The sequence below is a fragment of the Mesorhizobium sp. B3-2-1 genome (assembly GCF_006439515.1).
Lineage (GTDB): Bacteria > Pseudomonadota > Alphaproteobacteria > Rhizobiales > Rhizobiaceae > Mesorhizobium.
In genome coordinates this window covers 1-20,999 of the sequence record NZ_VFTI01000015.1, presented here as the reverse complement: position 1 = coordinate 20,999, position 20,999 = coordinate 1, and the positions used below count along the sequence as shown (strand labels likewise).

The following is a 20,999-nucleotide window of genomic DNA, read 5'->3' as shown; positions in this document are numbered from 1 at the left end:
AGAATCGCTGGACCGCTCTAACTATTAACTATTTGTTTTCACGCAATTCCGGACGGAAAACCGCTACGCACTTTTCCTGGAATTGCTCTAGCTCACCGCGAGCGACGGGATGTCGGCGGCTTCCGTCAACACTTGTCAGACAACGATCGTCTTCAACCGCTCGGCGATGAGCGCGGCGAGCCGCGCCGCCACCTCGTCCTTGGTCATTTCAGGCCATTCCTCGACGCCGGACTTCGACACGATCCGCACCCGGTTGCGATCGCCGCCCATCACGCCTGAAGGACCGATGCCGCTGGTCTGCGACACATCGTTGGCGACGATGAGATCGGCACCTTTCTTCGCGAGCTTGGCCTCGGCGTTGTGCAAGAGATCCTGCGTCTCGGCTGCAAAGCCGACGACCAGGCCGGGTCGCTGCTCGTGGTGGCCAATGCCCGCTAGGATGTCGGGGTTTTCGAGCATGCGCAGCACCGGCGGGCCTTCGCCCGCGACCTTCTTGATCTTCTCACCGGCTGAATTCTCGGTGCGCCAGTCGGCAACGGCGGCGACGAACACCGCGGCGTCGGCGGGCAGCAGCTGTTCCACCGCGTCGCGCATTTCCTGCGCTCGCTCGACATGGATGGTTTTCACACCGGCTGGGTCGGCAATGCTCACGGGACCCGAGACAAGGCGGACATCGGCGCCAAGCCTTGCCAGTGCCGCGGCAATGGCGTGGCCCTGCTTGCCGGAGGACCGGTTGGCGATATAGCGCACGGGATCGATCGGCTCGTGCGTCGGGCCTGACGTGACGATGATCTTGCGCCCCGCCAGCGGCTTGGGGCCGGCATCGAGCAGCGCCTCGACCGCGGCGACGATCTCGAGCGGTTCGGCCATGCGGCCTTCGCCGGCCTCGTTGCTCTCGGCCATTTCACCCTTGGCGGGGCCGACGAAGGCGATGCCGTCCTTGCTCAACGTCGCGCGGTTGCGGCGGGTGGCGGGATGCGACCACATCTTCGGGTTCATCGCCGGGACCATCAGCACCGGTTTGTCGGTGGCGATGAGCACGGTCGAGGCCAGATCGTTGGCATGGCCATTGGCGAGCTTGGCCATCAGGTCGGCGGTGGCGGGCGCCACCACCAGGAGGTCCGCCTCGCGCGACAGCCTGATGTGGCCGACATCGTGTTCATCGTTGCGGTCGAACAGGTCGGTGAAGACATGGTCGGCGGAAAGCGCCCCGACCGACAGCGTCGTCACGAATTCCTGCGCCGCCGACGTCATGACCACCCGCACCGCCGCGCCACGCTCGCGCAACCGGCGGATCAGGTCGAGCGCCTTGTAGGCGGCGATGCCGCCGCCGATGATGAGCAGGATGCGTCTGTTGGAAAGTGAGCCTCGGGGCAAGCTGTTGCCTGCCAAGGCTGACGCCGGGGTCGGGGCGCCTTGCGAACCGGCCAGTTCGCGGAGGGCTTTCTCGATCTGGTCGAGACGGCCGACCGGGCCGATCTGACCGTCGACAGCGGCCCGGATCATCACCCGCGCCTGTTCTTCCATGGAACGATCGTTTTCCGCCGCGAGCCGGCGCAGCTGTTCCTTGACCTCATCATCCAGGTTGCGGATCGTGATGCTGGCCATATGATTGCACTCTACCCCATCCTGCCTGATAGCGATGATAGCAATGCAATCAAATTACCGCAAGCCGCCGGCCCCGCCCCGAGGGCAGGCCTAAAATGTCTTCCAGGCGACATAGACCAGCGTCAGCGCGATCACCCACAACGCCACACGGCCGGAACGGCTGTAGCGCGCCTCGGCCTTACCTATGGCGCGGGCGGTCGCCTCATCGAAGCGCAGGCCGTGCTCAGCCATCAGGTCGATCTCTCGCGACAGCCGTTCCGTACGGAGCGCGAGTTCCGGCGCCTGGCGGATCAGCGCCAGCATCGCCTTGCCGCCGTCGCGCGCGTCGGTCAGCAAGCCGCGCGGCCCGAGATTCCCGGCTATCCAGCCACTGACCACCGGCTCGGCTGTCTTCCACATGTTGAAGGCCGGATCGAGCGTGCGCGCCACGCCCTCGACAACCACCATCGTCTTCTGCAGCAGGATGAGTTCAGGCCGCGTCGCCATGTCGAACAGTTCGGTCACCTCGAACAGCAACGTCAGAAGCTTGGCCATCGAAATGGTTTCGGCGGGCTGGCCGTGGATCGGCTCGCCGATGGCACGGATCGCCTGCGCGAAGGCAGAGACATTGTGCTGGCGCGGCACATAGCCGGCTTCGAAATGCACCTCTGCGACGCGCAGATAGTCGCGTGTGATGAAGCCGTAGAGGATCTCGGCGAGGAAGCGGCGCTCCTTCTTGCCGAGGCGTCCGGCAATGCCGAGATCCACGGCGACGATGGTGCCGTTTGCCTCGACGAACAAATTGCCCGGATGCATGTCGGCGTGGAAGAAGCCATCGCGCAGCGTATGGCGCAGGAAGGACTGGATGAGATTGGCGGCGATCGCCTTCAGGTCATGGCCGGCGCTTTGCAGGCTGGCGATGTCGTTCATCTTGACGCCATCGACCCATTCCATGGTCAGCACGTCGCGGCCGGTGCGTTCCCAGTCGACGGTTGGGACACGGAAGCCGGGGTCATCCCTGGTGTTCTCGCCGAGTTCGGAGAGTGCCGCCGCCTCAAGACGCAGGTCCATCTCGATCTTGGTGGTCTGGGCCAGCGTCTCGGTCACCTCGATCGGCCGCAGCCGGCGCGAGGAAGGGATGTATTTCTCCTGCAGGCGGGCGGCGAGAAAATAGCTTTCGAGATCGTGGAAGAAGCGGCGGCGAACGCCCGGCCGGATCACCTTCACCGCCACCTGGGTGGCCACGCCATCATGCATGGTGTCGGCGGTATGCACCTGGGCGATGGAGGCAGCCGCGACGGGATCGCCGAACCGCGCGTAGAGATCGCCCACCTTGCGCCCGAGCGAGGCTTCGATCGCCGCGACCGCCTCGGCCGTTGGGAAGGTATGCATCTTGTCCTGCAGCATGGCGAGATCGAGCGCCATGTCGTTGCCGACGACATCGGGCCGCGTCGCCAGGAACTGGCCAAGCTTGACGTAGGACGGGCCGAGCCGGACCACTGCCTTGGCCAGCCGGTCGCTGCGCTCATAGGCGAGCGCGCGGCGGCGGGTGAACAGCCGCGCCAGCCGCCAGCCGAATTTCGGCAGGCCGGACAGTTCCTCGCCGGGCAAGGCAGCGACGACGCCCTCGCGCACCAGCACCCAACCGGCCCGTACGAGCCGGAATCCCGCGCTGACGGTGCTCATGGCCGCGTCCGCCCCACCGGTTCATCGAACTGGCGCAAGGCACGTCGCGTGTTGGAGATGGGCGACGGCGTCAAAGCTTCCAGCCCGAATGCAGGGCCGCTATGCCGCCTGAATAGTTGCGGAAGGAGACGCGGTCGAAGCCGGCGCGGGAAATCATCGCCGCGAAGTTTTGCTGATTGGGGAATTTCGCGATCGATTCGACCAGATAGGAATAGGGCTCGCCGTCGCCCGTGACCAACTTGCCGATCCTGGGAATGGCATTGAACGACCAGGCTTCGTAGACCTTGTCGAGCAACGGCATCTCGACCTCGGAAAACTCCAGGCACAGAAAGCGGCCGCCGGGTTTCAGCACGCGGAACGCCTCGCCCAGGGCCACGTCGATATGCGGGACGTTGCGAATGCCGAACGCGATGGTGTAGGCGTCGAAGCTGGCGTCAGCGAAAGGCAGTTCCTCGGCGTTGGCCTCGACGAAATCGGTGTTGCCGGAAAGGCCCTTCTTTTCAGCCCGGTCGCGGCCGACGGCGAGCATCGAGCCGTTGATGTCGAGCACGGTGGCATGGGCATGGCCATGGCTGGCAGCGACGATGCGGAAGGCGATGTCGCCGGTGCCACCGGCAACATCGAGCACACGCCAGCCTGCCCGCTTTGGCGGATTGAGCCAGGCGACCATGGCATCCTTCCACAGCCGGTGCAGGCCGCCAGACATCAGGTCGTTCATCAGGTCGTAGCGATTGGCGACCTTGTGGAAAACATCGTTGACCAGGGATTGCTTCTGGCCTTCCCCTACACGCTTGAAACCATAGGAGGTTTCCATGCCGCCGGCGGCCGTGGTTCTCTCAACTGACATTTTTTTGATCCGTCATAAAACCGGCGGGACCATAGCCGATCGATGGTGCGGGCGCTATTGTTTAAGGCGCGGTGTTCAGCCGCGCTTCCAGGTGGTGGGTTTTCGAGACCTGGGCTGACCGACGGGATGTTTGAATGCCTCTGAAAGCGGAACTGCACTGCCATATCGAAGGGGCAGCGGCGCCCGATCTCGTCATCCGCCAGGCGCAGAAATACGGCAAGGATACCTCGCCCTACATCCAGAACGGGTCCTTCGTCTGGGACGATTTCACCTCCTTTCTCGCGGCTTACGACTTTTCCGCCGACCTGTTCCGGACCGAGGAGGATTATGCGCGGCTGGCCGACCATTATCTGACCAGCCTGGCGCGCGACGGGGCAATCTACTCCGAGGTGTTCACCTCGCCGGATCACGCGACGAAAGCCGGGCTGTCACCCAAGGCTTACACCGACGCGCTCGGCGAAGGCATGCTGCGCGCCAAGGCCAAGACCGGCATCGAGGGACGCATGATCGTCACCGGCGTGCGCCATCTCGGCGTCGAATCGATCGAACGGATGGCACGCTTCGCGGCGCGTTGCGGCCATCCGCTGGTCACCGGCTTCGGCCTTGCCGGCGACGAGCGCATGGGCGACATGGAAGACTATGTCAGGGCTTTCGAGATCGCGCGCGAGGCCGGGCTCGGCATCACCGTCCATGCCGGCGAACTGACGGGCTGGCAGACTGTCCAGGCGGCACTCGACCATATCCGCCCGTCGCGCATCGGCCATGGCGTGCGTGCCATCGAGAATCCCGACCTTGTCCGGCGCATCGCCGACGAGGGCGTCGTGCTGGAGTGCTGCCCCGGTTCCAACATCGCGCTCAAGGTGTTCGACAGTTTCGCCGATCATCCGTTTCCGGCCCTGCAGGCGGCCGGCTGCAAAGTGACACTCAACTCCGACGACCCGCCTTATTTCTGGACCTCGCTGAAGCGGGAATACGACATTGCGGCGGAGCATTTCGCGATGAGCGAGAAAGCGCTCGCCGCGGTCACCAGGACGGCTATCGAGGCGGCTTTCGTCGACCGCAAGACCAAAGCGGCGCTTCTTGCCCGGCTGAACAGCGCCGCTCGCTGATTTCTTCCGACAAAGCTGTGGTCCGTGCGGGCCAAGCGGTTCCTTGGCCGGTCCAATATCGCTAGGGTTCGCCCAAGCAGCTTGAAGCGCGACACATCCGAAGGTCGTCCGCGCGGTTTCGGGCGACATGCATCAGGAGAACATCATGAAGGGCGTCACCGTCGTCGACCATCCGCTTGTCCAGCACAAGCTGACCATCATGCGCAAGAAGGAGACCTCGACGGCCGGCTTCCGGCGCCTGCTGCGCGAGATTTCGCTGCTGCTCGGCTATGAGGTGACCCGCAATCTCGAGCTGACGACGACAACGATCGAAACGCCTATGGAGACGATGGAGGCTCCGACGCTGGAGGGCAAGAAGCTGGTCTTCGCCTCGGTGCTGCGCGCCGGCAACGGCTTGCTCGAAGGCTTGCTCGACCTGGTGCCGGCGGCCCGCGTGGCCCATGTCGGCCTCTACCGCGATCACGAAACGCTGGAGGCTGTCGAGTATTTCTTCAAGGCGCCGAGCGACCTCGCCGACCGGCTGGTCATCGTCGTCGACCCGATGCTGGCGACCGCCAATTCGGCGATCGCGGCGATCGACAAGTTGAAAGAGCGCGGCGCCACCAATATCCGCTTCCTGTGCCTGCTGGCAGCGCCCGAAGGTATCGAGCGCTTCACCAAGGCGCATCCGGATGTTCCGGTCTTCACCGCATCCATCGACCGCCAGCTCAATGAGAAGGGCTACATCATGCCCGGCCTTGGCGACGCCGGCGATCGCATGTACGGGACGAAGTAACATCAGGCGAAGTGCTTGGTGTGATTTACCAAATGTTTACGCAAAGACGCGGTTTCGGCGCGCATTAAAGCGGCGAACACCATACGGGGCTAAAGGATCGGCCATCACAAAGGCCGATCCATGCTGCGCAAGCTTCTTATCCTCAGCGTCTTTGCCGGTGCGTCGGCATCGATCCCGGTTGTCTACCAGTCGAATCCGCGAATATTCGAAAACCTGCTGAAATCGGCGGTGACAACCAAGACCGGGGCCGAGACGCAACCCGAGGTCAGCCTGGCCTCCGTTCCCGAGAAGCCGGTGGCGCCGCTGCCGTCCGGCCGCAAGGTCGTGGTCGCGGCGGACGGGCGTGGGCACTTCTCGTCCACCTTCAAGCTCAATGGCCGTCAGGTCGACGGCATGATCGACACCGGCGCGACGCTGGTGGCGGTCAATACGTCGACGGCGCGCCGGATCGGGCTGTCGCTCAATCCCGCCGATTTCAGCCACGAGGTCAACACCGCCAACGGCACCATCAAGGCAGCCGTGGTGACGATCGACCGCCTGCAGATCGGCAGCATCAGCGTCGACGGTGTGCAGGCGATCGTGCTCGACGACAAGGCACTGAGCACCAACCTGATCGGCATGAGCTTCCTCAGTCGGCTCGGCAAATACCAGGCCGAGAACGGCACATTGTTGCTGGTCCAGTAGGGTGCCGCGAGAGCGGTCAGCGTTTGACGGAAACGCTGACCGCTCTAACTCTTTGTTTTTACGCAATTCTAGGAAAGCGCTTCGCGCTTTTCCCGGGAAAACCGTTACACACTTTTCCTCGAATTGCTCAGCCGCGCGGCAGAATCCGCCTGATGACCGACTTGTCGGCGGCAGGCTTCGAAGCACCGATCGCATAGGCTGAAAGCACGGTCGCGGCGGCCGCCTCGGCATCGGATTGTAAGCGGGCGTGGATCAGCGCCAGCGCATCTCCGGCGTTTACTTCCGCACCTATTGGCAGCAGTCTGGTGATGCCGACCGCGGGGTCGACCTTGTCGTCGGGCCGTGCGCGCCCGCCGCCCAGCCCGACCACCGCGAGGCCGATGTCGCGGGTGGCTATGCCGGTAACGAAGCCGTCCGTCGCCGCCTTGACCGCGAATTCCGTTGCCGCCTCGGGCAAGTATTTTTCCGGCTTTTCGATGAAATCCGCAGGGCCGCCAAGCACGGTCACCATGCGCGCGAACGTGGCGGCGGCGCGGCCGCTGGCAAGCGTCTCGGTGGCGCGGCGCATGCCGTCCTGGTTGGACGATACCAGCCCCGCCGACTGTAGCATTTCAGCGGCAAGCGCCAGCGTCACATCCTCCAGCCGCCGGTCGCGCAAGCGGCCGGTCAGGAAATCGACGGCATTGCGCACCTCGACCGCATTGCCGGCGGCCGAGGCCAGCGGTTCGTTCATGCCGGTGATCAGCGCCGAGACCTTCAGTCCGGCGCCGCCGGCGACCTCGACCAGGCTGTTGGCGAGCGCGGTCGCATCACGGGATTTCTCCATGAAGGCGCCATTGCCGACCTTGACGTCGAGCACCAGCGATTGCAGGCCTGCCGCGAGCTTCTTCGACAGGATCGATGCGGTGATCAGCGGCACCGATTCCACGGTTCCGGTGACGTCGCGGATGGCGTAGAGCCGGCGATCGGCAGGTGCCAGATCGGCGGTCTGGCCGATGATGGCGCAGCCTGTTTCCAGCACCGCCTTGCGGAACAGCGCGATGTCGGGCTGGCTGGTGTAGCCGGGAATGGAGTCCATCTTGTCCAGCGTGCCGCCGGTATGGCCGAGACCTCGGCCCGAGATCATCGGCACATAGGCACCGCAGGCGGCGACGATCGGCGCCAGCATCAGCGAGACATTGTCGCCGACACCGCCCGTCGAATGCTTGTCTGTGACGGGGCCCGGCAAATCCGACCAGTCGAGCACGTCGCCGGAATCGCGCATGGCAAGCGTCATCGCGACGGCCTCATCGCGGTTCATGCTGTTGAAGAACACCGCCATGGCGAAGGCCGCGACCTGGCCGTCGGTCACGGCGCCCGACGTCACGCCGTCGATGAAGGCGGCGATCTCGTGAGACGCCAGCCTATGGCCGTCGCGCTTGTGGCGGATGATTTCCTGTGGAAGCATCAGCTCTCCAGCAGCCCGTCACGAAACACGCGCTGCAGCACTGTTGCCAGCCGCGATCCGCCAACCGGCGCCATGTCCTTGGTTTCCTGGTGCGAAAGCTCGGCTCCGGTCATGCCGGCGGCCAGGTTGGTGATGACCGAGCAGGCGGCGACGCGCAGGCCGAGGAAACGGGCGAGAATGACTTCCGGCACGGTCGACATGCCGACGGCGTTGGCGCCCATGACGCGCGCCATGCGGATTTCGGCCGGGGTCTCGAAGCAGGGGCCCGAGAACCACATATAGACGCCCTTGTGCAGCGCTGTGCCGGTCGCCTTGGCCGCGCGTTCGATCGCGTCGCGGATGCCGGCATCATAAGCTTCGGTGAGGCCGACGAAACGGCGGTCGCTCGGCTCGCCGATCAGCGGATTGGTGCCGGAGAAGTTGATGTGGTCGGTGAGCAGCATCACCGAGCCCGGCGGCATATCCGGATCGACCGAGCCGGCTGCGTTGGTGAGGATCAGTTTCGTGATGCCGATGCCGGCAAGCACTTCGAGCACCGGACGCATCGCCGCGGCGTTACCATGCTCGTAGTAGTGGGCGCGGCCGGACAGCATCAGCACCGGAACGCCGGCAAACAGCCCGGCCACCACTTCGCCGGCATGGCCGCTGACGCCGCTCATGGGAAAGCCGGGCAGGTCGGCATAGGAGACGCGGATCGGATTCTCGATCCGGTCGACTAGGCCTCCCAAGCCCGAACCCAGCACCAGCGCGGTCGACGGCGCCAGGCCGTCCAGCCTTTCGATAAGATGGTCCAGCGCCTTTTCCGTCATCTCGGCCTACGCTTCATTTGAGCCAGCTTTTCATTTGAGCCAGCTTTTCATTTGAGAAGGTCACCGCGAAAACCATAGGGCAGCATGTCGCCCATGGTCACGGTCTCGGCGACGCCCGAGGAGTCGCAGAGATAGAGTTTGGTTTCCGGACGGCAGAATTCGGCCAGCCGCTGGCGGCAGCCACCACAAGGCGAGCATTTGGCCATGCGTTCGGCAAGGACGGCGATTTCCACGATCTTGCCGCCGCCAGCCATGATGTAGTGGCCAAGCGCGGTGGTCTCGGCGCACCAGCCTTCCGGATAAGAGGCGACCTCGATGTTGGCGCCGGTGAAGATGCGTCCATCCTCGGTGCGCAAAGCGGCACCCACCGGGAAATTCGAGTAGGGCGCATAGGCCTTGGCCATGGCGGCCTTGGCCGCTTCGAACAGATCATGCGACATTCAGTTATTCTCTCCGATGTGCTCTCGACCCTTAGCGTTCCTTGACATAAGGCACGCCGCCGGCGCGCGGCGGGATGGCCTTGCCGATGAAGCCAGCGAGCAGGACGACGGTGAGGATATAGGGCAGGGCCTGCATGAACTGCACCGACACCTTGCCGACAATGGGCAGCGGTGTCCCCTGCAGGCGGATGGACGCCGCGTCGAGGAAGCCGAACAGCAGGCAGGCGAACATGGCGTTGACCGGCTTCCACTTGGCGAAGATCAGCGCGGCCAGTGCGATGTAGCCCTTGCCCGCCGTCATGTCCTTCACGAAACCGCCATTCTGCACCATCGACAGATACGCCCCGGCGACGCCGGTGAGGATGCCGGTGCAGATCAGCGCCCGGTAGCGTAGCCAGGCGACCGAGATGCCGGCGGTGTCGACCGCGGCCGGGTTTTCGCCGACCGCGCGCAGCCTGAGACCGAAGCGCGTGCGAAACAGCACCCACCAGGTGAACGGCACCATCGCAAAGGCGAAATAGACGAGGATCGAATGGCCGGAGATCAGTTCGGCATAGATCGGGCCGATGATCGGCACGTCCCTGGCCGCGTCGGCGCCGGGCCAGATGATCGCCTCGAACCGCTCGCCCGGTTGCAGCGCCGGCGTGCGGCCACCCTGCTGGAACCAGGCTTGGCCGAGGATGATGGTCGATCCGGCGGCGACGAAGTTGATCGCCACGCCCGAAACGATCTGGTTGCCGCGATGGGTGATCGAGGCAAAGCCGTGCACCAACGCGAAGGCGACAGAGATCAGGATCGCCATGCCGAGGCCGAGAACCGCCGAATGGAACACGGAAGCCGCGGCGGCACCCGCGAAGGCGCCGACCAGCATCTTGCCTTCGAGGCCGATGTCGAAAATGCCGGCCCGCTCCGAATAGAGGCCGGCGAGGCAGGCAAGCAGCAGCGGCACCGACAGGCGGATGGTCGAGTCCAGCACCTGGATGATTGCGTTGAAGATATCCATCTCAAGCGCCCTTTCCGTTGACCGCTTGCATGCCTACCGATTTCGGGCTGAACGAAGCGAACAGAGCCTGGATATAGGGCCTGAACATGTGCTCCAGCGCGCCGGCGAAGAGGATGACCAACCCTTGAATGATGACGATCATGTCGCGGCTGATCGCCGGCATCTCGAAGGCGAGTTCGGCGCCGCCCTGGTAGAGCATGCCGAACAGGATTGCCGCCAGCACGATCCCGACCGGATGCAGGCGGCCCATCAGCGCCACGGCGATGCCGACGAAACCGGCGCCCGAAACGAAGTCGATCGCGACGTTGTGCTGGTCGCCCATCACCGGATTGAGCGCCATCATGCCGGCCAGCGCGCCCGAAATCATCATGGCGGTGATGATGATGCGGGTTTCCGAAATGCCGGCATAGCGGGCCGCCTTCGGGCTGTGGCCATAGGTGCGCATCTCGTAGCCGAGCCTTGTGCGCCAGATCAGCAGCCAGACCAGGAAGGCCATCACCAGCGCCAGCAGGAAGCAGATGTTGAGCGGGGCCGAGCGGATCTTGGCGCCGAACAGTTCGATGATCCAGTTGAGCTTCGGCAGTTCGGCGCCGGCGAGGAAGTTGCGCGTCTGCGGCGCCTGCGACCCGGCCGGCTTCAGCGGACCGACCAGCAGGTAGACCATGATCGATGCGGCGATGAAGTTGAACATGATCGTCGTGATGACGATGTGCGAGCCGCGCCTGGCCTGGAGGTAGGCGGGGATCAACGCCCACAACGCGCCCACAAGCGCCGAGGCGACGATGGCCAGCGGAAATGTCAGCCACCAGGGCAGCGTGCTGTCGAAGGAAAGACAGACGATGGCGATGCCGAGGCCGGCGATGTAGGCCTGTCCCTCGGTGCCGATGTTGAACAGGCCGCAATGCGCCGCCACCGCCACCGAAAGCCCGGTGAATATGAAGGTCGTGGCATAGAACAGGGTGAAGGCGATGCCTGTTCCCTTGCCGAAGGCGCCTTCGACCAGGATGACGGCGGCGCGGAACGGGTTTTCGCCGACCAGCATGACGACGAAGCCAGCGACGATGAAGGCTACCGACAGGTTGATCAGCGGGATCAGCCCGTAGTCGGCCCAGGCCGGCAATTTGGCGTAAGGCGTGCTCATTGCGCTGCCTCCTGATGCTCGACACCAGCCATTAGCAGGCCAAGCTCGCCTTCGGTCGCGTCGGGGCCGCGCTCGCCGACGATGCGGCCGGCAAACATCACCAGGATGCGGTCGGAGAGCGAGCGGATCTCGTCGAGTTCGACCGAGACCACCAGCACCGCCTTGCCCTGGTCGCGCATGGCGATCAGGCGCTTGTGGATGAATTCGATGGCGCCGACATCGACACCGCGCGTCGGCTGGCCGACGATGAGCACGCCGGGATCCTGTTCGATTTCGCGCGCGAGCACGATCTTCTGCTGGTTGCCGCCGGAAAAATTGGCGGTCTTCAGGCGCGGATTGCCGGGACGGATGTCGTATTTCTCGATCTTGTCCCTGGCATCGGCCATGATGGCGTCGACGTTGAGGAACGGCCCTTTGAGATAGCGGGGATCGTCGTGGTAACCGAGGATGGAATTCTCGTTTTCCTCGAAGGCCAGCACCAGCCCGACATGGTGGCGATCTTCCGGCACATGGGCGAGGCCGCGGTCGCGCAATTCGCCGGGATCGGCCTTGCCGGTGAGATCGATCGGCTTGCCCTCGAGCATCACGGAACCGGAAACGGCATGCCTGATGCCGGAAATCGCCTCGAGCAATTCGGATTGCCCGTTGCCGGCGACGCCGGCGATGCCGACGATCTCGCCGGCCCGCAAATCGAAGGAGACGTCGTCGACCATGGTGACGCCGCGGGAATCCCTGACCGTCAGGTTCTTGACCGCGAGTTTGACGGCGCCGGCTTCGGCCTCGCCCTTTTCGACCCTCAGCAGCACACGGCGCCCGACCATCAGTTCCGCCAGCTCCTCGACGGTGGTTTTCCTGGTCTCCCGGGTTGCCACCATCGTGCCCTGACGCATCACCGACACGGTGTCCGTGATGGCCATGATCTCGCGCAGCTTATGGGTGATCAGCACCACCGTCTTTCCCTGTTCCTTCAACTGCCTGAGGATGCGGAACAGGTGGTCGGCCTCGGCCGGCGTCAAAACGCCCGTCGGCTCGTCGAGGATCAGGATTTCGGCGCCGCGATAGAGCGCCTTCAGGATTTCGACGCGCTGCTGCAGGCCGACCGGCAGTTCCTCGATGATCGCATCGGGATCGACTTCCAGCCCGTATTCGCGTTCCAGCCGGTCAAGCTCGGAGCGCGCCTTGGCGATGCTGCTCTTCAGAAGCGCGTCGGTTTCGGCGCCGAGGATGATGTTCTCCAGCACCGAGAAATTGTCGACCAGCATGAAATGCTGGTGCACCATGCCGATACCGAGCGCGATCGCGTCGTTGGGTGTCTTGATCGACGCCGGCTGGCTGCCGACACGGATCTCGCCGCTGTCGGCCTGGTAGAAACCGTAGAGGATCGACATCAGAGTCGACTTGCCGGCGCCATTCTCGCCGACGATGCCGTGGATGGTGCCGCGCGCGATCTCCAGATTGATGTCGCGGTTGGCGCGTACCGCGCCGAAACTCTTGTTGATGCCGATCAGTTCGATTGCGGCTTGCGCCATGCAGCCCGTCCCACTCTTAATTTTTTATCGCTTGGTCAAGACGCCTAGCATGACGCTCCGCCCGTGCCAATTGTCCGGAGCAGCGTCCACTCTCGACAAATCCGCGCGCGCTTGTCAATTTCGAACGTGGCCGAAGCTCTCGCATTCGCTAATATGCAGAGGTCGATTTGACGTTGCGGCGCAAGGTGTCGCGGTACAAAACTGAGGACTTTGCATGATCATGCCCGCCGACCGGCTGACGACGCTGGAAATCCGCGCCGCCGAGCAGGAGAAGACCATCGAGGAACTGTCGGGCCAGATCGCCGAGCAGTGGAAGGTGATCGAACGCATGCAGCGCAAGCTCGATGCGCTGACCGACCGCTTCCTGGCGCTTGAAGAGCAGGCGGCACCGGATGTGCCGGTGACCAAGCCGCCACACTGGTGAGGAAAAGGGAGGGGCATGGCCATGGCCGGTGAAAGCGACCGCATCGCAAGGGCCGGCGACTATGTGCTCGGCCTGATGAACGATGCAGAGCGCGAGCGGGCCGAGCGCGATCTCGAAACCGATCCTGCCTTCCGCGACGCGGTGGTGCAGCTCGCCGAACGCATGCATGTTTTCGACCGCGCCGAAAAACCAGCGGGCGCCAATCATTGGGCGCTGGTTACGCAACGCCTCGCCGAATTGCCGCAAATGCGCAGCGTCGGCCTGGGCGGCAACGATGCCAGGTCGCCGACGGTGATCCGAAGCCTGTCCCGGCCACCACATGGCGTTGGCGTGCACGCGCTTGGCGGCCGGCGTGGACTTGTCATTGCCATCGGGCTGGTGGCGGTCTTCGCGCTCGGCTATCTCCTGGGGAAACTGTGATCCAGCCGGCGCGACATCAGCATCATCGTTTCGCCGTCCTGCTCGCATACTTCGACCGCGTCCCAGCCGAGTGCCCCATAGAACTCGCGCGCTTGCCATGTGTAGAGGTAGAGTATCTCGACGCCGGCTGACGCCGCATGCGCTTCGATCGCCTTGACCAGCGCGGTGCCGGTTCCCTTGCCTCGATGGCCGGCATCGACGACGAGCCCGGCCAGCCATGGTGTCACATCATGCGCCGGTTCCAGTTCATGGCGCACCAGCAGGCAGGTGCCGACTGGCACATCGTTAACACGGGCAACCAGAGCCGTTTCAAAGCCGTCGCTGGTCCGCAGATTGCGGAGCTCTGCCGCATCCTCTTCCAGTGTCCTTTCCGTGCCCTCGAAGAAGGCGGCAATCCGCAGTCTCGCCACGAGGTCAATGTCATGTTCGCGCATGGGTTCGATCGTTGGCTGCATCCCTCTCTCCAATGTCGTTTGCGAGCTTCGTCCGATCCGGCAAAAGCAAAACCGCCGGGCGTTGCCCGGCGGTTCCAGTCATTGCCGTATGGCCACCGATCAATAGGGGCAGGCGTTGTCAGCGGTGTAGTCGTGCACCTGGATCTTGCCGGCGATGATGTCGGCTTTGGCCTTTTCGACGGCCGCCTTCATTTCGTCGGTCACCAGCGCCTTGTTGTTGTCGTCCATGGCGTAGTCGACGCCGCCTTCCTTGAGGCCGAGATTCTCGACGCCGCCCTTGAAGGTGCCGTTCTTGCCATCCATGAAGGCGGTGTAGACGGCAACGTCGACGCGCTTCAGCATCGAGGTCAGCACCTTGCCGGGCTGCAGCCCGTTCTGGTTGGAATCGACGCCGATGCCAAGCTTGCCGGCATCCGCCGCCGCCTGCAACACACCAACGCCGGTGCCGCCGGCGGCCGCATAGACCACGTCGGAGCCCTGGTCGATCTGGGTCTTGGCGATTTCGCCGCCCTTGGCCGGGTCATTCCAGGCGGCCGGCGTGTCGCCGGTCATGTTCTGGATGACTTCGGTCGCGCCGGCCGACTTGGCGCCGCCGACATAGCCGCATTCGAACTTGCGGATCAGCGGGATGTCCATGCCGCCGACGAAGGAAACCTTCTTCGACTTCGACGCCATCGCCGCCATGATGCCGACGAGATAGGAGCCTTCATTCTCCTTGAACACCAGCGAGCGGACGTTGGGCAGGTCGACGGCATCGTCGATGATCGCGAAGTTGAGGTCCGGATATTCGGCCGCGATCTTCTTCAGCGCATCCTCCCAGGCAAAGCCGGCCATGACGATCGGGTTGTGGCCGTCCTCGGCGAAGCGGCGCAGCGCCTGCTCGCGCTGCGAGGCGTTCGACACTTCGAACTCGACATAGGGGGTGCCGGTCTCGGTCTTGAACTTCTCGGCGCCGTGGTAGGCAGCCTCGTTGAAGGATTTGTCGAACTTGCCGCCCAGATCATAGAGGATGGCCGGCTGGACATCCGCGGCGAAAGCCGGAAGAACCATTGCGGTTGCGGCCAGGAGGCCGAGAACGATACGTTTCATGTGATCCACACCCTGTCGGTTATTTTTTCCGTTACGCACCGCCTGCCTGCCCGGTTCTCCGGCCGGCAAACGACGTCAGCCAGGAGTGTATTCCCCTCCAGCTCCCGGGCAATCTGGCACGGCCCGAAACAAAATTCACGCGGAATTTTGACCTTTTGGAAAAGCGTGCCACGGGCAAGCCACGCTGCGATCCGCTCCTTGCGCGCAAGCCGTCGGGAGGTGGCCGGAATGGCGCCGGGTCAGTTCGCGGCGAACTGTCCCGTGCGCCGCTGCCGCCGGTAGCCGATGGCGTAAAGCAGGAAAGCCAGCACCGCGAAGACGGCAAAGCCCGGCTGGTTGAGCACCCAGGCGATGGCGCCATCCCACAGCAGTGGACTGGCCTTGGCGCGCACGAAGCTTTCGAAGGCGGCCCGCGTGTCCGGCGAGACGGCCAGCCAGCTCGCGTTGAGCGGGGTCAGCACAAGGGCCGAAGCCGCCACCGTGCGCGTCGTGTCGAGCACCGCCATGATGACGGAAACCGACAGCGCGATCATGGCCGCAAGACGAAAGACGAAGCGAAACATCAAGGCTCTCCCCCGGCTGATCCTGGACGCTAACCAGGAGACCTCCGGCACATGTCCCGAAACCAGAAATAGAATGCGTGCGGTTTGTCCGCAATCGCGATACGCGAATTTGAAGGCGGCGCCTTCTGAACCCTATGCGACTGGCTTGCGCCCGCGGCGGTGAACGAGCAAGACGGCAAGAATGCCTCCGGCAATGGCGCCGACCACCAGCCCGGCCAGTCCGATGAAGGCCGCAAAGTAGCCGCAGCCGCCCTCGAAGCAACTGACCTCGGCGACATCGGCGATCACCGAGCCAGCCAGGAAGCCGCCAACGGCGCCGATGACCGCGCCCAGGATGATGCCGAGCAAGGCAGCGACGACGGAAACGAAGACCGACGGCGCTTCGGTCGACGGCCTGGAATAGACGCCTTCGGCGCCGGAGCCGCGGCGCAGCAGATAGATGCAGAGCAGGCCGATGGCGATCTCGGCGCCGGCTATGAGCAAGCTCCTGGCCGAGAAGACGAAATCGGGCACGGCCAGCACATAGGCCAGCCTCGCCAGCACCCAGACGATGGTCGCCACCTGCCAGATGATGAAGTGGCGCGGGAAGCGCGCCGAGCGGCCAAAGGCAAGGCCGAGCAGGTAAAGCCCCCACAGGATGGTGATGACGTCGACGGCAAGCCCGCCAAGGAGGAAATAGAAGATCCTGTCCGGCAGGCCGGAATTGCCGGTCAGCCACCAGGCCGAGGCCAGGCCGTAGACCGACCACGCCATGACGAAGATGAGCCAGCCCACCGGGACATAAGACAGGTCGCTGCCTGGGCGCCCGACTGGCTGCTGCCCACTGGCCGGTTGTTCATTGCTTGATGTCATGTCCGGACGATGCCCCCGCAAAGCCTCCGTTTCACTCGACAGGTGGCCCGCCGCGAAGTCAAGCGCGGCCGGCCTTGTGGCCTTGGCTGTGCACATCATTCGGGGCGGCAGCCTGAAAGACGGGCGCGAGCGCGCCCTGGCGGAGCGGTGTGTGGCCGGCAAAGCGAATAGACTGCCGTTATGGCTTGGCATTCGGCGCGGGATCGACTAGATGAGCCCCGCGCCTGTTGCTTCGACGGCTCAGGTGCGAAGGGAAGGTGTTCGCTGGTTGGCGGCATCCACGGCGCTGATATCGCGTACCGGCCTCCCTGAAGGGACTGCATTGTCCCCAACCCGCGCGGCGAAACCGGCCATCGCGAAAAATGCAAGGACGGAGAGGTGGCCGAGTGGTTGAAGGCGCACGCCTGGAAAGTGTGTTTACGGGAGACCGTAACGCGGGTTCGAATCCCGCTCTCTCCGCCATATCATCAATAAAATCAGCGACTTAAAGGGTATTTCAGAACTTACCGCCGAAAAGCCCATCATGCAGGATGCTATTGATTTAGACAGCATGCGACGGCATGAGACATCCGCCGGGATGCCCATTCGGAGCGGCAGTCGCTCCGGGAAAGGAAGCGAGTGAACCGTAGCTTCTCCGTTCCCAAGCCCGCCACCCAGGTGGGAAACCGCGCCTGACGCCAGGGAAAGCCCCTGTGTATTCTTGGGGCGTCAACATTTTTGTGGCTTGAGGGTTAACCTCGGGCTCGGTCGGGGCCGATCCCGACCTCCGGATCACTCGCTAGGCCCGACGAGCTTTACAAATTACAATCTTTCCCCTGATGTTCATATTTATTGAACGACCTTGGAAAAAGCCGCGGAGGGTTCCCGCCCTGTGACCGCGGCTTTTTATATGGTCGGCCGACGGCTCGCCTTCGTCAAGCGACCCTTCCCCCTCCCCGACCATCGGGCGGGCCGAGGAGTTTCCCGAGGCAACCCTCACGCCCCTCGCGGGAGCGTTCGGGATGCCCTTTCAGCGCGTCGTGCCGGCACACCGAAAGGGCCAGGGGCTCTGTGTTCTTCCAAGATGTGATAGAAGATCGCGAGTCTAAAACGGTGATCAGATGGCAATCGCTATTACCATCGTTGGGGAGAGCGCTAAGCCAGTCGAGAGGTGGTTCGGGACCACACGCCTAGACCAACCAGCGAAAGCCCAGCGTTCGACCATGCATTTTGAGGCACATCAGACAAACTGTTGATTCTTTAAGAAATACCGTTTCGCCGGCTAGAAGATTAACCAAAAACAGATGGGATGCAATCTGGATGGTTTACAAATTCCTAATTTTAGCCTTTAGTAATATGGCGCATGTAAAGGGCGCGCGGTCGTTAGGGGCGGTCGCGTGAGTAATTGGGAGTTGGGGTTCGTAAGACGAAATTGTCGGACGTGGCGATGGCGCGGCTAGCTTGACGTGCCAGGTGAACTACTTGTGTGGTTGTTCCGAGCGTTTGCATCTGTCTTCCGCTATCCGAGCTCCCTTGCTGGGTGGTCGCTGAGGCGAACGGGTAGGGGTAGGTGGGAGTACGTCGGAGAGGGTCGCCACTGCGAAGCCAATGGAGGAAGGCCCCAGGCCTTTTGCGTTTGGGTGGTCGCGAGTTGGCGGAGTTGGGCTCACAGTGCGTTCGCGCGCCAGCTGAACCCCTGTTCATCGATCCCATTGTTTCTGATCTTCCCACGTTACCGAGAAATTTGAGGGCCAAAGAAGGTGCGATCGCACTCGGCGCCCGGCGACTAGCCGCGCCCCAGATGGCGACAGCGCTCGAGGACCGCGTGAATTTTTCCGCCGTTTGTCTGGCCGCGCAAGCGCGCGTCAGCCTCAGGTGCGGCGTCTGCTCGGCTGATTCTCGAGCCGATAAGGCGCGCAAGTTCGCCGCGATCGCCGAAGACGGGGATCTCCGCTGTGGAACTGCGAGACGGCTTCCGGCGCCAAATGGCCGGCCGGTCGCCGCTGCTCATGGAAACTCAATGTGCGGTCAACGGACATCAGGATTCTGCAGCCGCTGAAAGGAAGCAAGTCATGGCCTCGACAAGCAATGGCGCGACGGTCGACAACCTTAATGTGCTCGATGCCATCGCAACTAATAACACCGGCGGTGCCCAGATTATCCAGCTGCAAGACATCGCGTCTGCCTTATTTGCTGCCACAAACGCGACTCAACTTCAGACGATCGATGCCGCATTCTGGACAAACAATCTGACGCTCACGTTTCTATCCGCTAGCACGGGTCAATACTACACACTGTGGGCCACATCGCTTAACAACTTTGACTTGGTGCAAAGCGATAACTATGGAAACCCGCTTGCTGGCGCCTCCGCTATCACCTTCAGCGCGAACAGCGCATCCACTTTTCTGAGTGCCTTTTCCAGCAACGCAAGCCTAGCTGGTTCCGGCCTGTCGGGCACATCTCTGCTGACCGCTCTTGATATCAACAGCAGCATTGGCAAAAACGTCTTTCAAGCAACACTGAACGGCCAGATCACCAACGTCTTCAGTTACGGCACTGCAACGGATTCCTTTAATGGTACCGGGTCGCAGTGGGATGTGATCAACAATTTCAACGAAGGCGTCGACAAGCTCGATTTCAGGAAGCTCCTCAACGACAATACGTTCGTCGGCTCGCAGGGCGGCCAAACCGCCTCCAATGCTGGGCTGGGGGAATTCTTCTGGAAGGGACAGCAGCCGGCTAACACGACCAACCTTGGGGCTGCTGGCGCCTTTGCCGTTTGGTATACCACAGACGGTAGCGGAGGGGTGTTCGTTTATGCTGATAGCAATGGCGATGGCATCGCCGATCTGAAAGTGAACGTCGCTGGCGTTTCGACGCTCACCCCAAACGACTTTCTCGGGGTAGACCCCCCAGCCGCATTCACCGTCAAAATCAATCCGATTGAGCCGAGCCAGTCAAACCCCTGGCTGATCAATTCCGCCGATGCAGCTGCCGGGGTCACCGTAACCGGCACAGTCACGCACTTCACGCCGAGCGCACAGCTTACCATCAGCCTAAATGGCCATAACTACACAGCCACGGTTGCCGCGAACGGTACATGGTCCGCCGTTATTCCGGCAAGCGATCTCGCACACGCTTCATTGGCGGACGGGACGTATACTCTTGCCGCCACGGTGAAGATTGGTAGCTCGACAGCGGCGTCGGATTCCCATTCGGTAACCGTCGATGAGACTCCTCCTAGCGAAACCATCAGTTCGACGATCGGGACCAACACCGGCCTGACCACTACGATCAGCAGCGGCGGTCTGACCAAGGACAACACGCTGGCGCTGTCAGGCACGGTGAGCGACACCAATGGCGTGGCCTCGGTGCACGTGTTCGACGGCAATACGGACCTGGGCGCGGCCACGGTGAACGGCAATACCTGGACGTTCACGACGGCCGTGCTGTCGGACGGAGGGCACAGCTTCACGGCCAAGGCGGTGGATAACGCCGGCAACAGCACGACGACTGCTGCAATCAGCGCGACGGTCGACACCACTGCGCCGGGCGAGACGATCAGCTCGACGATTGGGACCGATACCGGCCTGACCACGACGATCAGCAGCGGCGGCCTGACCAAGGACAACACGCTGGCGCTGTCAGGCACGGTGAGCGACACCAATGGCGTGGCCTCGGTGCACGTGTTCGACGGCAATACGGACCTGGGCGCGGCCACGGTGAACGGCAATACCTGGACGTTCACCACCGCAGCGCTGTCGGACGGAGGGCACAGCTTCACGGCCAAGGCGGTGGATAACGCCGGCAACAGCACGACGACTGCTGCAATCAGCGCGACGGTCGACACCACTGCGCCGGGCGAGACGATCAGCTCGACGATTGGGACCGATACCGGCCTGACCACGACGATCAGCAGCGGCGGCCTGACCAAGGACAACACGCTGGCGCTGTCAGGCACGGTGAGCGACACCAATGGCGTGGCCTCGGTGCACGTGTTCGACGGCAATACGGACCTGGGCGCGGCCACGGTGAACGGCAATACCTGGACGTTCACCACCGCAGCGCTGTCGGACGGAGGGCACAGCTTCACGGCCAAGGCGGTGGATAACGCCGGCAACAGCACGACGACTGCTGCAATCAGCGCGACGGTCGATACC

General features: G+C 63.2%; 19 protein-coding genes and 1 tRNA gene. 7 read left to right on the top strand and 13 right to left on the bottom strand.

Annotated elements, in window-relative coordinates:
- Window positions 1–135: 135 nt before the first annotated feature.
- From coaBC to ubiE, 3 genes are all read right to left on the bottom strand, one after another.
- Window positions 136–1,608, bottom strand: a complete 1,473-nt coding sequence (gene coaBC / locus FJW08_RS16765; protein WP_210241197.1) for a bifunctional phosphopantothenoylcysteine decarboxylase/phosphopantothenate--cysteine ligase CoaBC — start codon at window positions 1,606–1,608, stop codon at window positions 136–138.
- Window positions 1,609–1,698: 90 nt separating this feature from the next.
- Window positions 1,699–3,273, bottom strand: a complete 1,575-nt coding sequence (gene ubiB, locus FJW08_RS16760) for a 2-polyprenylphenol 6-hydroxylase (protein WP_140811532.1) — start codon at window positions 3,271–3,273, stop codon at window positions 1,699–1,701.
- A 70-nt stretch (window positions 3,274–3,343) separates the two neighbouring features.
- Window positions 3,344–4,120 carry a bifunctional demethylmenaquinone methyltransferase/2-methoxy-6-polyprenyl-1,4-benzoquinol methylase UbiE gene (gene ubiE, locus FJW08_RS16755; RefSeq protein WP_140811531.1) on the bottom strand — a complete coding sequence of 259 codons (777 nt, stop codon included), beginning with the start codon at window positions 4,118–4,120 and terminating at the stop codon, window positions 3,344–3,346.
- Window positions 4,121–4,254: 134 nt separating this feature from the next.
- On the opposite strand from ubiE, the gene FJW08_RS16750 reads away from it, so the two are divergent.
- The 3 genes from FJW08_RS16750 (at window position 4,255) to FJW08_RS16740 (ending at window position 6,688) form a co-directional block, all read left to right on the top strand.
- Window positions 4,255–5,229 (top strand): adenosine deaminase, encoded by a 975-nt coding sequence (locus tag FJW08_RS16750; protein WP_140811530.1) that lies wholly within the window; start codon window positions 4,255–4,257, stop codon window positions 5,227–5,229.
- A 145-nt stretch (window positions 5,230–5,374) separates the two neighbouring features.
- A complete protein-coding gene (upp, locus tag FJW08_RS16745; RefSeq protein ID WP_015315749.1) occupies window positions 5,375–6,004 on the top strand; it encodes a uracil phosphoribosyltransferase in 630 nt (209 codons plus the stop codon).
- Between the two features lie 120 nt (window positions 6,005–6,124).
- Window positions 6,125–6,688 carry a TIGR02281 family clan AA aspartic protease gene (locus FJW08_RS16740; RefSeq protein WP_140811529.1) on the top strand — a complete coding sequence of 188 codons (564 nt, stop codon included), beginning with the start codon at window positions 6,125–6,127 and terminating at the stop codon, window positions 6,686–6,688.
- 127 nt (window positions 6,689–6,815) lie between these two features.
- On the opposite strand, the gene deoA is transcribed toward FJW08_RS16740, so the two are convergent.
- The 6 genes from deoA to FJW08_RS16710 are packed head-to-tail and all read right to left on the bottom strand — an operon-like array spanning window position 6,816 to window position 13,057.
- Window positions 6,816–8,135, bottom strand: a complete 1,320-nt coding sequence (gene deoA, locus FJW08_RS16735; RefSeq protein ID WP_140811528.1) for a thymidine phosphorylase — start codon at window positions 8,133–8,135, stop codon at window positions 6,816–6,818.
- Complete coding sequence (locus tag FJW08_RS16730) at window positions 8,135–8,944, bottom strand: purine-nucleoside phosphorylase (protein ID WP_140756222.1); 810 nt, start codon at window positions 8,942–8,944, stop codon at window positions 8,135–8,137. Before FJW08_RS16730 ends, deoA begins: the two co-directional genes overlap by 1 nt.
- Window positions 8,945–8,991: 47 nt before the next feature.
- Complete coding sequence (gene cdd, locus FJW08_RS16725; protein WP_140811527.1) at window positions 8,992–9,384, bottom strand: cytidine deaminase; 393 nt, start codon at window positions 9,382–9,384, stop codon at window positions 8,992–8,994.
- Window positions 9,385–9,415: 31 nt separating this feature from the next.
- Window positions 9,416–10,387: an ABC transporter permease gene (locus FJW08_RS16720; RefSeq protein ID WP_140811525.1), complete on the bottom strand. Its 972-nt coding sequence runs from the start codon at window positions 10,385–10,387 to the stop codon at window positions 9,416–9,418.
- Window position 10,388: 1 nt separating this feature from the next.
- Window positions 10,389–11,528, bottom strand: a complete 1,140-nt coding sequence (locus FJW08_RS16715) for an ABC transporter permease (RefSeq protein ID WP_140811524.1) — start codon at window positions 11,526–11,528, stop codon at window positions 10,389–10,391.
- Window positions 11,525–13,057 (bottom strand): ABC transporter ATP-binding protein, encoded by a 1,533-nt coding sequence (locus FJW08_RS16710; RefSeq protein WP_140811523.1) that lies wholly within the window; start codon window positions 13,055–13,057, stop codon window positions 11,525–11,527. Before FJW08_RS16710 ends, FJW08_RS16715 begins: the two co-directional genes overlap by 4 nt.
- A 217-nt stretch (window positions 13,058–13,274) precedes the next feature.
- On the opposite strand from FJW08_RS16710, the gene FJW08_RS16705 reads away from it, so the two are divergent.
- Complete coding sequence (locus tag FJW08_RS16705; RefSeq protein ID WP_123151274.1) at window positions 13,275–13,481, top strand: SlyX family protein; 207 nt, start codon at window positions 13,275–13,277, stop codon at window positions 13,479–13,481.
- A 21-nt stretch (window positions 13,482–13,502) separates the two neighbouring features.
- Complete coding sequence (locus FJW08_RS16700) at window positions 13,503–13,901, top strand: hypothetical protein (RefSeq protein ID WP_140811522.1); 399 nt, start codon at window positions 13,503–13,505, stop codon at window positions 13,899–13,901.
- Here the strand turns inward: FJW08_RS16700 and FJW08_RS16695 are convergent.
- From FJW08_RS16695 to FJW08_RS16680, 4 genes are all read right to left on the bottom strand, one after another.
- The gene (locus FJW08_RS16695; RefSeq protein WP_140811521.1) at window positions 13,880–14,356 is read right to left on the bottom strand and encodes a GNAT family N-acetyltransferase; all 477 of its coding nucleotides are present in this window, start codon (window positions 14,354–14,356) and stop codon (window positions 13,880–13,882) included. The two genes, FJW08_RS16700 and FJW08_RS16695, sit on opposite strands and share 22 nt — an antisense overlap.
- Before the next feature lie 99 nt (window positions 14,357–14,455).
- The gene (locus FJW08_RS16690; protein WP_140756210.1) at window positions 14,456–15,445 is read right to left on the bottom strand and encodes a BMP family ABC transporter substrate-binding protein; all 990 of its coding nucleotides are present in this window, start codon (window positions 15,443–15,445) and stop codon (window positions 14,456–14,458) included.
- 239 nt (window positions 15,446–15,684) lie between these two features.
- Window positions 15,685–16,008 (bottom strand): hypothetical protein, encoded by a 324-nt coding sequence (locus tag FJW08_RS16685; RefSeq protein WP_140811520.1) that lies wholly within the window; start codon window positions 16,006–16,008, stop codon window positions 15,685–15,687.
- A gap of 132 nt (window positions 16,009–16,140) precedes the next feature.
- A complete protein-coding gene (locus tag FJW08_RS16680; protein WP_224613596.1) occupies window positions 16,141–16,860 on the bottom strand; it encodes a DUF2569 domain-containing protein in 720 nt (239 codons plus the stop codon).
- A 372-nt stretch (window positions 16,861–17,232) separates the two neighbouring features.
- Between FJW08_RS16680 and FJW08_RS16675 the strand changes: the two genes are divergently transcribed.
- Together FJW08_RS16675 and FJW08_RS16670 are read left to right on the top strand one after the other, a co-directional pair.
- Window positions 17,233–17,322 (top strand) — tRNA-Ser (locus tag FJW08_RS16675).
- 1,589 nt (window positions 17,323–18,911) lie between these two features.
- Window positions 18,912–20,999: Ig-like domain-containing protein (locus tag FJW08_RS16670; RefSeq protein WP_181182948.1), on the top strand; the 2,088-nt coding region annotated here is incomplete at its 3' end.

Bases quoted from the DNA above. Each gene is read 5' to 3' on its own strand.
- coaBC (WP_210241197.1), bottom strand. From the start codon at position 1,608: ATGGCCAGCATCACGATCCGCAACCTGGATGATGAGGTCAAGGAACAG.
- ubiB (WP_140811532.1), bottom strand. From the start codon at position 3,273: ATGAGCACCGTCAGCGCGGGATTCCGGCTCGTACGGGCCGGTTGGGTG.
- ubiE (WP_140811531.1), bottom strand. From the start codon at position 4,120: ATGTCAGTTGAGAGAACCACGGCCGCCGGCGGCATGGAAACCTCCTAT.
- FJW08_RS16750 (WP_140811530.1), top strand. From the start codon at position 4,255: ATGCCTCTGAAAGCGGAACTGCACTGCCATATCGAAGGGGCAGCGGCG.
- upp (WP_015315749.1), top strand. From the start codon at position 5,375: ATGAAGGGCGTCACCGTCGTCGACCATCCGCTTGTCCAGCACAAGCTG.
- FJW08_RS16740 (WP_140811529.1), top strand. From the start codon at position 6,125: ATGCTGCGCAAGCTTCTTATCCTCAGCGTCTTTGCCGGTGCGTCGGCA.
- deoA (WP_140811528.1), bottom strand. From the start codon at position 8,135: ATGCTTCCACAGGAAATCATCCGCCACAAGCGCGACGGCCATAGGCTG.
- FJW08_RS16730 (WP_140756222.1), bottom strand. From the start codon at position 8,944: ATGACGGAAAAGGCGCTGGACCATCTTATCGAAAGGCTGGACGGCCTG.
- cdd (WP_140811527.1), bottom strand. From the start codon at position 9,384: ATGTCGCATGATCTGTTCGAAGCGGCCAAGGCCGCCATGGCCAAGGCC.
- FJW08_RS16720 (WP_140811525.1), bottom strand. From the start codon at position 10,387: ATGGATATCTTCAACGCAATCATCCAGGTGCTGGACTCGACCATCCGC.
- FJW08_RS16715 (WP_140811524.1), bottom strand. From the start codon at position 11,528: ATGAGCACGCCTTACGCCAAATTGCCGGCCTGGGCCGACTACGGGCTG.
- FJW08_RS16710 (WP_140811523.1), bottom strand. From the start codon at position 13,057: ATGGCGCAAGCCGCAATCGAACTGATCGGCATCAACAAGAGTTTCGGC.
- FJW08_RS16700 (WP_140811522.1), top strand. From the start codon at position 13,503: ATGGCCGGTGAAAGCGACCGCATCGCAAGGGCCGGCGACTATGTGCTC.
- FJW08_RS16695 (WP_140811521.1), bottom strand. From the start codon at position 14,356: ATGCAGCCAACGATCGAACCCATGCGCGAACATGACATTGACCTCGTG.
- FJW08_RS16690 (WP_140756210.1), bottom strand. From the start codon at position 15,445: ATGAAACGTATCGTTCTCGGCCTCCTGGCCGCAACCGCAATGGTTCTT.
- FJW08_RS16685 (WP_140811520.1), bottom strand. From the start codon at position 16,008: ATGTTTCGCTTCGTCTTTCGTCTTGCGGCCATGATCGCGCTGTCGGTT.
- FJW08_RS16680 (WP_224613596.1), bottom strand. From the start codon at position 16,860: ATGACATCAAGCAATGAACAACCGGCCAGTGGGCAGCAGCCAGTCGGG.